The organism is Mycolicibacterium parafortuitum (genome assembly GCF_010725485.1).
Lineage (GTDB): Bacteria > Actinomycetota > Actinomycetes > Mycobacteriales > Mycobacteriaceae > Mycobacterium.
In genome coordinates, this window is record NZ_AP022598.1 from 4,584,215 (window position 1) to 4,596,848 (window position 12,634).

12 protein-coding genes and 1 pseudogene are annotated in these 12,634 nt (G+C 66.4%); 8 read left to right on the forward strand and 5 right to left on the reverse strand.

Translation table 11 applies throughout. The features are described from left to right. Window positions 1-44: 44 nt before the first annotated feature. Window positions 45-1,061, reverse strand: a complete 1,017-nt coding sequence (locus NTM_RS21605) for an iron-siderophore ABC transporter substrate-binding protein (protein ID WP_163767704.1) — start codon at window positions 1,059-1,061, stop codon at window positions 45-47. A 290-nt stretch (window positions 1,062-1,351) separates the two neighbouring features. Here NTM_RS21605 and panD point away from each other — a divergent pair, with 290 nt between their 5' ends. Next, window positions 1,352-1,759: an aspartate 1-decarboxylase gene (panD, locus tag NTM_RS21610; protein ID WP_104861000.1), complete on the forward strand. Its 408-nt coding sequence runs from the start codon at window positions 1,352-1,354 to the stop codon at window positions 1,757-1,759. After that, window positions 1,759-3,057, forward strand: coding sequence for a lysine N(6)-hydroxylase/L-ornithine N(5)-oxygenase family protein (locus tag NTM_RS21615; RefSeq protein WP_104860999.1), 1,299 nt, complete (start codon window positions 1,759-1,761; stop codon window positions 3,055-3,057). The genes panD and NTM_RS21615 overlap by 1 nt, the downstream gene beginning before the upstream one ends. Before the next feature lie 45 nt (window positions 3,058-3,102). On the opposite strand, the gene NTM_RS21620 is transcribed toward NTM_RS21615, so the two are convergent. Next, on the reverse strand, window positions 3,103-3,939 hold the full coding sequence (locus tag NTM_RS21620) for a thioesterase family protein (RefSeq protein WP_104860998.1): 837 nt from the start codon (window positions 3,937-3,939) through the stop codon (window positions 3,103-3,105). A gap of 42 nt (window positions 3,940-3,981) precedes the next feature. Further along, a pseudogene (locus tag NTM_RS21625) lies at window positions 3,982-4,463 on the reverse strand (TspO/MBR family protein). 130 nt (window positions 4,464-4,593) lie between these two features. Here NTM_RS21625 and NTM_RS21630 point away from each other — a divergent pair. Next, the gene (locus tag NTM_RS21630; protein ID WP_104860996.1) at window positions 4,594-5,769 is read left to right on the forward strand and encodes a DmpA family aminopeptidase; all 1,176 of its coding nucleotides are present in this window, start codon (window positions 4,594-4,596) and stop codon (window positions 5,767-5,769) included. A 40-nt stretch (window positions 5,770-5,809) separates the two neighbouring features. Then, entirely contained in the window at window positions 5,810-7,249 is a 1,440-nt protein-coding gene (locus NTM_RS21635) for an MFS transporter (protein ID WP_163767707.1), read from the forward strand. Window positions 7,250-7,319: 70 nt separating this feature from the next. Here the strand turns inward: NTM_RS21635 and NTM_RS21640 are convergent, their stop codons facing one another. After that, window positions 7,320-7,751 carry a type II toxin-antitoxin system Rv0910 family toxin gene (locus NTM_RS21640; RefSeq protein ID WP_163767710.1) on the reverse strand — a complete coding sequence of 144 codons (432 nt, stop codon included), beginning with the start codon at window positions 7,749-7,751 and terminating at the stop codon, window positions 7,320-7,322. 278 nt (window positions 7,752-8,029) lie between these two features. Between NTM_RS21640 and NTM_RS21645 the strand changes: the two genes are divergently transcribed. The 4 genes from NTM_RS21645 (at window position 8,030) to NTM_RS21660 (ending at window position 12,211) form a co-directional block, all read left to right on the forward strand. Continuing rightward, on the forward strand, window positions 8,030-9,220 hold the full coding sequence (locus NTM_RS21645) for an ABC transporter ATP-binding protein (RefSeq protein ID WP_435405130.1): 1,191 nt from the start codon (window positions 8,030-8,032) through the stop codon (window positions 9,218-9,220). Window positions 9,221-9,295: 75 nt separating this feature from the next. Beyond that, the gene (locus NTM_RS21650) at window positions 9,296-10,477 is read left to right on the forward strand and encodes a polyamine ABC transporter substrate-binding protein (protein ID WP_104860993.1); all 1,182 of its coding nucleotides are present in this window, start codon (window positions 9,296-9,298) and stop codon (window positions 10,475-10,477) included. Between the two features lie 4 nt (window positions 10,478-10,481). After that, window positions 10,482-11,357, forward strand: a complete 876-nt coding sequence (locus NTM_RS21655; protein ID WP_083143237.1) for an ABC transporter permease — start codon at window positions 10,482-10,484, stop codon at window positions 11,355-11,357. Beyond that, window positions 11,354-12,211, forward strand: coding sequence for an ABC transporter permease (locus NTM_RS21660; RefSeq protein ID WP_104860992.1), 858 nt, complete (start codon window positions 11,354-11,356; stop codon window positions 12,209-12,211). The genes NTM_RS21655 and NTM_RS21660 overlap by 4 nt, the downstream gene beginning before the upstream one ends. 72 nt (window positions 12,212-12,283) lie before the next feature. Here the strand turns inward: NTM_RS21660 and NTM_RS21665 are convergent, their stop codons facing one another. Continuing rightward, window positions 12,284-12,631 carry a nitroreductase/quinone reductase family protein gene (locus tag NTM_RS21665; RefSeq protein ID WP_104860991.1) on the reverse strand — a complete coding sequence of 116 codons (348 nt, stop codon included), beginning with the start codon at window positions 12,629-12,631 and terminating at the stop codon, window positions 12,284-12,286. Window positions 12,632-12,634 lie beyond the last annotated feature (3 nt).

Sequence of the window (12,634 nt, forward strand, 5' to 3'; positions counted from 1 at the left end):
ACGATGCCCCGCCGGCGGACCGGCGGGGCATCGGAAGTGATGTGTCAGGCGTTCGACAAGTCCGCGACGGGTCGGCCGTTGAGCGCGTTGCCCAGCTGCGGGGTCAGTACATCGAGTGCGTACAGCAGCGCGTCAGGACCGCTGTAGGTCAGTGCGCCACTGAGATTCGATTCGAACGTGGTGTACAACGTGCGATCCTGCTGCACGACACCGAGACGTGCGAACGCCGGCGACGCCAGCATCTGCTCCTTGGTGGCGCCGTTGACGAAGAGGACGTCGCGGTCGAGCAGAGCGAGCTTCTCTTCGCTGACGTCCCCGTCGACCTCCTGGGTCTTGAAGCCCAGAGCGGTGAACAACGAGCGACGGGGGTCGTTCTCCGGCAACAGCCAGTGTCCGCCGTTCTCCGGGCCGAAGTCGACCACCAAAGTTTTACCGTCGAACTCTGGATTCTGCTGCCGCGCTTGGTCGATGCGCCCCTGCACCTTCGAGACGAGCTCCTTCGCCTCGTCCTCTTTTCCCAGCGCTTTTCCCGTGGTGAGCAGCTGGACATCCCATGGGGTCTCCTCGTCGGCGTAGTCACCCGACTGAATGACGGTCGGGGCGATCTGGGAGAGCCGGTCGTAGGTTTCCTGGTCGATGGACTCGTAGATCGCGAAGATCAGATCGGGCTTCTGCGCCGCGATCGCCTCGAAATCGATCTCGTCGGCACCCCAGGTGGTCACCCCCTTCCCGTCGGTGGCCGCCTTGACCCACGGGTAATCGTTGTACTCCTCGAAGAACTCCCGGGTACTGACGGGAACAACACCGAAGGGCAGGACGAAATCCTGGTCGGTCCATCCGACGGTCACGACCCGGCTCGGGTTCTCCGGCACCTGTGTCTCACCGAACTTGTGGGAGATGGCCACCGTCTCGACCTGCGGGCCGCTGGATTGTTCAGCGCCACAGGCAGCCACGAGTCCGACGGCCAGACATGTCGCGGCCAGCAGCGCCACGCTGCGAGCCCATCCCGGCCACAAAAGCCGCCTCCGATCGCGTCGTGTCCGCCAATGATGGTTGTTCATAAGCACAATCCCTTCGCTAGGCGCCGTTGCCCACCAGACATTAGCTTAGGCTCGGCATACTTGGGATGGCCCACTCGCACATCGGGGCGGACAGGCTTCTCACAGCGAATTCCCAGACCTGATGTGGCACAAAGACTCTCACGGCACCTTCATCGGAGACGAAGGGCTTGCACTCACTCGAATATAAGTTAGCCTTCGCTAAGCCACATCAGTGATGCCGTTCTGTCGGCGAGCACGTCTGAGCGCCACACCGAAGGACAAGCCCAGAAGGCAACGAGCCAGGAGGCCGGATGCAGCGAACATTGCTCGGAGGAAAGATCCACAGGGCTACGGTGACCCAAGCCGATCTGCACTACGTGGGATCGATCACCGTCGACGCCGAGTTGATGATCTCGGCCGGCATCATCGAGGGCGAGCAGGTGCATGTCGTCGACGTCACCACGGGGGCCCGCATCATCACCTACGTCATCACCGGCACGCCGGGCAGCGGGGTCATCGGAATCAACGGTGCTGCGGCACATCTGATTTCGCCCGGGAATCTGGTGATCATCATGTCGTTCCTGCAGATCGAGGAATCACAGGCGCATCAGCATCTGCCGAAGGTGGTTCACGTCGATGGAGCCAACCGGATCGTCGCGCTGGGCTCCGATCCGTCCGAGCCGGTACCTGGATCGGCCAACCAGATGGCAGGAGCCTGATGACCGACAGCGACACGCGAACCACCAACGGACATCAGCCGGTCCTCGACCTCGTCGGCGTCGGATTCGGCCCGTCCAACCTCGCTCTGGCGGTGGCGCTGAACGAGTACAACGAGAACGCCACCCTCCCGATCACGGCCGAGTTCGTCGAGGTCAAGCCGGAATTCGGTTGGCACACCGGTATGTTGCTGCCCGGCACGACGATGCAGATCTCGTTCCTGAAGGATCTCGCGACACAGCGAAACCCGAAGAGCGAGTTCACGTTCCTGAACTACCTCACCGAGCGCGGCAGGCTTACCGAGTTCATCAACTTCAAGACCTTCTTTCCCACTCGTCTCGAATTCCACGACTACCTGGCCTGGGCTGCCGAAAAGGTCGGCGCGACGGTGCGATACGGATCCCGGGTGACCTCGGTACGGGAGGTCGACGGAATCTTCGAGATCGAGGTCACCGGCGGCCGGGAAACTCGGCTGCGCGCCCGCAACGTGGTGATCGCCGGAGGTCTGGAAGCCCAGCTGCCACCCGGAGTCACCAAGTCGGCACGTCAGATCCACAACCACAACTTCCTGCACGACCTCGAATGCCTGCCGAGTCGCGACCACAACCGCTTCGTCGTGGTCGGCGCCGGACAGAGCGCCGCCGAGGTGTGCGCCTATCTGCACGACCAGCCGGACGTGGAGGTGCACGGCGTATTTGCGAAGTACGGGTACAGCCCCGCTGACGACAGCCCCTACGCCAACCGGGTATTCGATCCCGTCGCTGTCGACGACTTCTACTCGGCGGCACCGGGTGTGCGGCGGCAGCTCATCGACTACCACCGCAGCACCAACTACTCGGCGGTGGACCTGCCGCTGATCGAACACCTGTACGCGCGGGAGTACGCCGAACGCGTCGCCGATCGGCGCAGGCTCTTCATGCGGGGCGCGTCCAGCGTCCACGCCACCGAGGAACACGACACCGGGGTGAGTGTCGAAATCGTGCATCACCCCAGCGGCACCATCGACCGGATCGACTGCGACGCGGTCATCTATGCGACCGGCTTCGCCCCTGCCTCGCTCCAGCGGATTCTCGGCGATCTGTACACCGACGTCGTGCACCACGACGGCCGGCCGGCGGTCTCCCGCGACTATCGCCTGGTGCTGGACCCACCCACTGCCGGCTCCCTCTACATCCAGGGCAACACCGAACACACCCACGGGTTGACGTCGTCATTGCTTTCGAACATCGCCGTGCGCAGCGGCGAGATCCTGGAGTCGATCGACGCGGGCAGGCTCGCGCCCGTGCGCGCCGCCGGATGAGGGCTACGCGTCGTTGGTTACTCGTCGTTGGTTACTCGTAGTCGATTACTCGTAGTTGATGTTGCCCAGCCCGAAATCGCGGGTCGAGAAGTCGATCTGCGCGGCCGGATTGGCGATCGCCGTCGTCAGCCCCGCGCCGAAGGGGCCCTGGCTGTCGAACAGCGTCGCGGTTCCGACGGCAAGCCCGTCGGCCGCGTGATGGGAGTCGGCCTGCAGACCGATCCAGTCGTCGACCGGCAATCGGGACAACGCCACCGTCAGATCGCCGTTGATGTACCCGACGCCGTCGGTGCCGAGGTTGGTCACCAGGCTGGTGGCCTCGGCGACCATCGCGGTCCGCACAAACGGTGAGTTGTCCTCGTCGGCAACCACTCTGATTCCGTCGTTGAAGAACCGCTTGCGTGACGCGTTCTGGTGCGCGGCCGGCGATCGCGTCCAGCCGACGTCGTCACTGCCGACGAAAGGCGGGACGGTGCCGTCGGGTTCGGGATGCTGCGGGAACGTCTGCTCGGAGCGCCACAACCTTCCCGGTGGCGGAGCGGACGGCCGGTACTGCACCAGGGTGGCCTTGGCCACCGCCTGACCGTGCTGGATCACCACGCATTCCGCGCTGCGGACCCGGCGACCGTCGCGGATGACCTCGACGTCGAGCGTGGTGCGTGCGTTGCGAGCGGCCCGGAACAGATCGACCGTGAGGCGTGCGGGCCGGAAGTCCGGTGATCCGCACGCAGTCTCGAGCGCGCGGGCCACCAGCCCGACGATCGCGGGACCGTTGAGGTGGTCCTCGCCCCAGTGGCTCTGCGCGTAGCGCGTGGGCAGGAAGCCGTCGGCATCAGGGGTGAAGTGCGCCGCGACCTCGGCGGCACCGGCTGTTTGCTGCACCCCACCAGTAGACCGTGCCCACTCCCGGGGCGCGGCGCCGGGTTACCGGTTCAGCCACCAAATACGGGTCGAGAGCACCGTCGCGAAGCCGCACCACAGCGGGTAGGCCGCCAGAGCGGCGCCGGCCGCCGGGTGCACCGAGCCGGCTCGGCGCGCCAGGTCGGCGCTGCTGACCGCCAGCGCCCCGCCACGACGGCCGCCGGACCGAGCTTGCGACGGTTGAAGAACACCCAGCTCCAGCTGGCGTTGAGCGCGAGGTTCAGCGCCAGCGCGCGGGAGTAGGCACGCGCCGCGGCGGTGTCCCCGCGCTCCTCCAACCCGTCGATGGTCGTCGCGGACACGCCGCTGATGTCGGCATACAACAGGTTCCATACGATCGGGAACGCTGCCGGCGGCGGCTGGAAGCTGGGCTTGCGCAGCCGCCGATACCACGAGGACTGCACCGCGGGCCTGGTCGCGAGGCCACCGATGACACCGGTGGCGATTGATCCGCCCGCCGTTTTGGCGAGGGTCGAGAAACGCATCTGGGTCCTTTCCACACATCCGGACCCGACAGGGTCCGGACTCCTTCATACCCCGTTATCCACTTCGCGAATCCCCTGCCCGAAAATGATTGCGCGCCAGGATCGCTCGCGTACCGCGCGTTGGCGGGCCATGATTCATCGTGTGACCGACGATCTCGCCACCCACACCCCCGACGGCCGTCCACGAGCGCGCGGGGTGGGGGTGCCGCTCGACGGCGACCCCGGAGCGTTGAACGCGCTGACCGACGTCGCCGGAATCGAGGTCGGTGTGACCACCCTGATCGACGGCGACGGACCGCTGGTCGTCGGCCAGGGACCGGTCCGCACCGGCGTCACGGCGATCCTGCCGCGGGGACGCGCCGGAATCGGAGCGCCCTGCGCGGCGGGGTGGTACTCGCTCAACGGCAACGGCGAGATGACGGGGACCACCTGGATCGACGAGGTCGGAGCGTTCACCCTGCCGGTGGTGTTGTCGAACACGCATGCCGTCGGCGCCTGCCACACCGGGGTCGTGCAGTGGGCCCACCGCGTCGCGCCCCGGTCGGCCCGGCAGTGGCTGCTCCCTGTGTGCACCGAGACTTGGGACGGCTACCTCAACGACATCAACGGCGGCCACGTGCGCCCCGAGCACGTCGAGGCCGCCCTCGACGCGGCCCGCGGCGGGCCGGTGCCGGAAGGGTCGGTCGGCGGCGGCACCGGGATGAACTGCTATGACTTCAAGGGCGGCAACGGGACCGCGTCGCGGCTGGTGCCCTTCGGATCTCGCACCTACACCGTCGCGGCATTCGTGCAGGCGAACTTCGGGTCCAGGGCCGAACTGACGATCGCGGGTCACCGCGTCGGCCCCGCGCTGCTGGACGACAATCCCCTCGACGGCGACTGGTTCGCCCGCGACCTCGCCGCCCCACCCGGCGCCGGTTCGGTCATCGCGGTGATCGCCACCGACGCGCCGCTGCTGCCCGGTCAGTGCAAGGCGCTGGCGCGCCGGGTGCCGTTGGGTCTGGCGCGCACGGGCACCACCGGCAGTCATTTCTCCGGCGACATCTTCCTCGCGTTCTCCACTGCCGACGTGCCCGGCCTGGCCAGCGAGTTCCCGCTCGGACCGGCGGACGACGACGAGATCGGCTCGATCGCGTTTCTGCCGTGGGGCCGGATGGACGCGCTGTACACCGCGGTCGTGCAGGCCGTCGAGGAGGCGGTGCTCAACGCGCTGGTGGTCAACGCCGAAATGGTGGGGCGCGACGGCCACCGGACGCCGCGGCTGCCTCTCGACCGATTGGCCGCGCTGCTCGGGCAAGGGACATAATCGCAAAGAACTGAAGATGAGCTAACGATCGGAGCCCCTCGTGCAGCAGACGGTCCGACGGCCGCGTCTGCTGGTGATCGGGCTCAGCGTGGTCGTGCTGACGGTCGCGGTGCTGCAGACCGCGGTCGTGCCGGTGCTCGGCGTGATCGCCGAACAACTGGACGCGTCTACCGTCGCGGTCAGTTGGGCGGTGACAGCCAACCTGCTCGCCGCCGCGGCAGCCACCCCGCTGATCGGCCGCCTTGCCGACCTTTACCGCAAGAAACGGGTGCTGTTGGGGGTGCTCGCGGTGGTCCTGGCCGGTTCGGTGCTGGCCGCGGTCACCGCGTCGCTGCCGCTGCTGATCCTCGCCCGGGTCCTTCAGGCCGCGTCGTTCGCGCTGTACCCGATCTGCATCGCGATCCTGCGCGAGGAACTGCCGCCTGAGCGGATGGTGTCGGCGATGGCGGTGCTGTCGGGCATGTTGGGCTTCGGCGGCGGTGCGGGGCTGGTGGTGGTCGGGCTGCTGATGAGCGGTGACGCCGGCTATCACCGGGTGTTCGTACTCACCACCGCGTTCACCGTCGCCGTCATCGTGATCGTGCTGACCCTGGTGCCGAACCGGCCCCGCAGCTCGTCGGGGTCCGTCGACTGGCTCGGCGCGGCAGGACTGGCGCTCGGGCTCTCGGCGCTGCTGTTGGCGATCACGCAGGCGAACTCCTGGGGGTGGCTCTCGGCACGCACCCTGACATGTCTGGGCGGCGGCGTCGCGGTGCTCGCCGCCTGGTGGCTCTGGGAGAAGCGGGCACCGCGCCCGCTGGTATCGATTTCGATGCTGGCGCGCCGGTCGATGCTGTTCACCAACCTGGCCACCATCTTCGTCGGGATGGGCCTGTACTTCGCGTTCCTTGGGCTGACTCAGTTCGTCCAGGTCGACCGCGACGTCGCGGGCTACGGCTTCGGGGCGTCGGTGCTCGAGGCCAGCGTGATCTATCTGCTGCCCGGTGCGGTGACGGGGTTTGTCATCGCGCTGATCAGCGGCCGGTTCATCGACAGGTACGGCGCCCGCCCCGTCCTCGTGATCGCCGCGCTGGTCGGCATCGCCGGCTTCCTACTCATCGCGTTCGTGCACTCGGAGCCGTGGCAGGTGATCATCGCCAACATCCTGGCCAACGCGTACATCAGCCTCGGCTACGGCGCCCTGCCCGCACTGGTGGTCGGCGACAGCGAAGCCTGCGAAACCGGCGTCGCCACCGGGATGAACGCGATCGCCCGCACCGTCGGGAGCTCGACCGCCGCGGCGTTGGTGGCCGTACTGCTGGCGCGCACCACGGCCGCAGGCGCGCCGATGGAAAGCAGCTTCACCATCATCTTTCTCGCCGGCGCGGGCACGGCCGTGCTCGCGATGGTGCTGATCGCGGTGTCACGGCCCCGCGCACGTGCGGTGGAATCGGACGAGGCGCGCTACGAATCGCGCGCGATGAACCACGAGTGGGGCTGACGGACGACGATCTAGCGCGAGGGACGAGCGCGTTGAGGAGTCCGTCCATTGGAACTGACGGACGACACACCTAGCGTAGGGACGCGAGGTTGCGCACCGAGCGGTCCACGTCGCCCTTGATCACCCGTGCGACGACGTTGCCGACGGGCGTCGACAGCAATCCGCCGGACAGGTCGGCGACCACCCCGAACGACGATCCGTCGTCGCCGCGCGGCTCGACCCGCATCGACAGCGAGATGCAGACCCCACCGCGGCCCTTGCCGACGAGCTCGATCTCCTTGGGCTCGTCGTACTGCGTGACCCGCCAGTGGATCACGTTGCGGAATCCTTTGACCTTGATCAGCGAGGACACCTGGGTGTCGACACCGATCTCCGCGGGCACGTCGCTCTTCCACCCGCCGAAGATCGTCAGCCATTCGTCGAAGCGCTTCAGATCGGAAGCCAGCTCCCACGCACTCTCGGGGCTCAGATCGGACGTCACGGAAACATCGACACTCGCCATGCTCTCCTCACTACCCCACCCGATCAGCGACGTAAACGGCACCGAAACGCACCGGGGAGCTGCAAAACTGCAGAGTGCGACGTCACACCTGCCGGCCGGAACGCGGTCAGGCAACAAGATCGCGCGCCTTGCGACGCGGATTCTCTCGAGATCGGGCATCCCGGACGGCGGAATCCATTGTCTGAATGTAAATTCGTTGCGGAATCACTTGCGAAGCCCCGTCCGATCGGCGATTGTTTTACCCACAGCCGGGGGGCAGTACTGAGGAGGATGGGCACCTGACCCGCTCACACACGGCCACGAGCCAGGGGATCGGACACGACGCCGGGCGCACCAAGGGCGGGCCGGTCATCGAGATCGACCACGTCACGAAGCGCTTCGGGGATTACGTCGCAGTCGCCGACGCCGACTTCTCGATCGCCTCCGGCGAGTTCTTCTCGATGCTCGGACCCTCCGGATGCGGCAAGACCACCACGCTGCGCATGATCGCCGGATTCGAGACTCCGACCGAAGGAGCCATCCGTCTCGAAGGCGCCGACGTGTCGAAGACGCCCCCGAACAAGCGCAACGTCAACACCGTCTTCCAGCACTACGCGCTGTTCCCGCACATGTCGGTATGGGACAACGTCGCCTACGGGCCGCGCAGCAAGAAGCTTGACAAGGGCGAGACCCGCAAACGCGTCGACGAACTCCTCGAGATCGTGCGGTTGTCGGACTTCGCCGAGCGCAGGCCCGCGCAGCTCTCCGGCGGTCAGCAGCAGCGCGTCGCGCTGGCCCGGGCCCTGGTGAACTACCCCAGCGCCCTGCTGCTCGACGAACCGCTGGGCGCACTGGATCTGAAGCTGCGCCATGTCATGCAGTTCGAGCTCAAGCGCATCCAGCGCGAGATCGGCATCACGTTCATCTACGTGACCCACGATCAGGAGGAGGCGCTGACGATGAGTGACCGCATCGCGGTCATGAACGCCGGCAATGTCGAGCAGATCGGCACTCCGACCGAGATCTACGACCGTCCCTCGACGGTTTTCGTCGCGAGCTTCATCGGCCAGGCCAACCTGTGGTCGGGCCGCCAGACCGGGCGGGCCAACCGGGACTTCGTCGAGATCGACGTCCTAGGTTCCACCCTCAAGGCGCGCCCCGGCGAGACCGCGATCGAACCCGGCGGGCACGCCACGCTGATGGTGCGCCCCGAGCGCGTCCGCGTCACCATGGACGCCCCGACCGGTGACGTCGCGGCGGTACGCGCCAAGGTCTCCGATCTGACGTTCCAGGGGCCGGTGGTCCGGCTGTCCCTGGTGGCACCGGACGAGTCGACCGTGATCGCGCACGTCGGCCCCGAACAGAACCTGCCGCTGCTGCGTCCCGGCGACGAGGTGTACGTCAGCTGGACCCCCGACGCATCACTGGTCCTGCCCGGCGCAGACATTCCGACCACAGAGGATCTCGAGGAGATGCTCGACGACTCGTAAGTCCCCACCCAGGGCCGATCCGGGCCCGCGCGACCCCACCCAACTCCTCGGAGCCAACGAAAGGCACGCACCGTCATGTCTCCCGAAATCGACCCCGCCCTGCTCGCCCGGATGACCGCCAGCCGCACCTCGCGTCGGCGCTTCATCGGCGGAAGCGCCGCTGCCGCTGCAGGTTTGACCCTCGGCGCGTCCTTCCTCGCAGCCTGCGGATCGTCGGACTCCGGAAGTTCGAGCAGCACCGAAGAGGGCGGCCCCGCCAGCGGCACCCTGCGGATCTCGAACTGGCCGCTGTACATGGCCGACGGTTTCGTCGCCGCGTTCCAGACCGCGTCGGGCATCACGGTCGATTACAAAGAGGACTACAACGACAACGAGCAGTGGTTCGCCAAGGTCAAGGAACCGCTGTCGCGCAAGCAGGACATCGGTGCCGACCTGGTGGTGCCGACGGAGTTCATGGCCATCCGGTTACACCAGCTCGGCTGGCTCAACGACATCAGCGACGAGGGTGTGCCGAACAAGAAGAACCTGCGGCCCGACCTGATGGACAGCAGCGTCGACCCGGGCCGCAAGTACAGCGCGCCGTACATGTCCGGGCTCGTCGGCCTGGCCTACAACCGTGCCGCCACCGGCCGTGACATCACGAGCATCAACGATCTGTGGGATCCGGCGTTCAAGGGCCGCGTCAGCCTGTTCACCGATACGCAGGACGGCCTCGGCATGATCATGCTGTCCCAGGGCAATTCTCCGGAGAACCCGAGCACCGAAACCGTGCAGCAGGCCATCGATCTGGTCCGCGAGCAGAACGATCGCGGCCAGATCCGCCGGTTCACCGGCAACGACTACGCCGACGATCTCGCCGCGGGCAACATCGCCATCGCGCAGGCGTATTCGGGTGACGTCGTGCAGCTGCAGGCCGACAACCCGGATCTGCAGTTCATCGTGCCGGATTCGGGCGGCACCACCTTCCTCGACACCATGGTGCTGCCGTACACCACGCAGAACCAGAAGGCCGCCGAGGCCTGGATCGACTACGTCTACGACCGCGCCAACTACGCGAAGCTGGTCGCCTACACCCAGTTCGTGCCGGTGCTGTCGGAGATGACCGAAGAGCTGGAGAAGGTCGATCCCGAGGCCGCCGGCAACCCGCTGATCAACCCGCCGGTCGAGGTGCTGAATCGCTGCAAGAGCTGGGCCGCGCTGACCGACGAGCAGACGCAGGAATTCAACACCGCGTACGCGGCCGTGACCGGCGGCTGACGAGATGGCAGGTGTTGCCTCCAGCAGCCGTCAGCGGAGCAAAGTCGCTCCGTATCTGATGGTTCTGCCGGCACTGGTATACCTCGCGATCTTCTTCGTGGTTCCGTTCTTCTCGCTGGCGCGGACGTCGTTGTCGGAGACCGGCGGCTCGGTGTTCATGCCGACGCTGACGTTCGCCTGGGACTTCGGCAACTACGTCGACGCGTTCTCGCTGTACCGCGACCAGATCCTGCGGTCGTTCGGTTATGCGTTCGTCGCGACGGTGCTGTGCCTTCTGTTGGCGTTCCCGCTGGCCTACGTCATCGCATTCAAGGCGGGCCGGTTCAAGAACCTGATCCTCGGCCTGGTGATTCTGCCGTTCTTCGTCACGTTCCTGATCCGCACGATCGCGTGGAAGACGATCCTGGCCGACGAGGGCTGGGTGGTGCAGGCGCTGGGCACCATCGGTCTGCTGCCCGAGGAAGGCCGGCTGCTGTCGACGAGCTGGGCCGTGATCGGCGGGCTGACCTACAACTGGATCATCTTCATGATCCTGCCGCTCTATGTCAGCCTGGAAAAGATCGATCCGCGACTGCTCGAGGCGTCGAAGGACCTGTACTCGTCGACGACGAGGGCCTTCCGCAAGGTCATCCTGCCGTTGTCGATGCCGGGTGTGCTGGCCGGCAGCATGCTGGTGTTCATCCCCGCCGTCGGTGACTTCATCAACGCCGACTATCTGGGCAGTACCCAGACGACGATGATCGGCAACGTCATCCAGAAACAGTTCCTGGTGGTCAAGGACTATCCCGCGGCGGCCGCGCTGAGCCTCGGGCTGATGCTGACCATCCTGGTCGGGGTGCTGATGTACACCAGGGCGCTCGGTACGGAGGACCTGGTATGACGACACAGGCCGGCGCCGCGATCGCCACCGCGGCGCAGCAGGATCCGGCGCCGAAAAAGGTTCGGATCGGGCCCAATTGGGGCGACCTGTTGTTGCGGGCCGCCGCGGGACTGGTACTGCTGTACCTGTTCCTGCCGATCTTCGTGATCGTGTTGTTCTCGTTCAACGACCCCAAGGGCAAGTTCAACTACAGCTGGCAGGGATTCACGCTCGACAACTGGCTGGACCCGTTCAAGTACCCCGCGCTGACGTCGGCACTGAAGCTCAGCCTGAATGTGGCCGCGGTGTCGACGGCGGTGGCGGTGGTGCTGGGCACCCTCGTCGCGATCGCGCTGGTGCGGCAGCGCTGGCGCGGTCAACGCGCGGTCGACACATTCCTGATCCTGCCCCTGACCGCACCCGAGGTGGTCATGGGCGCGGCACTGCTGACGTTGTTCCTCGACTTCAACACCGCCGCCGGGTACACGACGATCGTGTTGTCGCACATCGCATTCGAGGTCAGCTTCATCGCGATGACGGTGCGGGCGCGGGTCCGCGGCTTCGACTGGACGCTGGAGGATGCGTCGCTGGATCTGGGCGCAAGCCCGACGCGGACGTTCTTCAAGGTGACCCTGCCGCTGATCGTTCCGGGCATCGTCGCAGCAGCGATGTTGTCCTTCGCGCTGTCGCTGGACGACTTCATCATCACCTACTTCGTCAGCGGTTCCGAGGTCACCTACCCGCTCTACGTCAATGCGGCGGTCAAGGCCGCTGTACCACCGCAGATCAACGTGTTGGCCACCGCGATCCTGGTGGTGAGCCTCGTGCTGCTCGCCGCGGGAACGCTGTACCGCCGCAAGAGGATCGACGCCTGAGTTCTGCACCCCGAGTGTGGGCCTTGTGCACGGGATCGGCCCGATCCGCGTACACAGGGCCCACATTCGCGTCTACAGCGTGACGATGACCGTGACGCGGCCCTGCTCGTCACGGTGGGCGACGGCGTGGCCGGTGCGGTCGGCTCCGTCGAAGTTGCGCAACGTCAGCGGTGCGCCGTCGCCGGTGAAGTTGCGCCACCAGGTCTTGTTGTCCGGAGCGAGCACCCGGATGACGATGCGGTTGCCCGAGCGCTGGTAGTTCACCGGTGTCTCGAACACCTGCCCGGTACGTCGGCCGGTGTAGCGGATGACGACGATGCGGCGGCGCACCAGCGGCCCGACGATGGGCGCATCCAGCAGCCGCGCGGCGCCCGAGTTGACCACGCCGACCACGGGCGAGTTGAAGATTCCTTTGGCCATGCG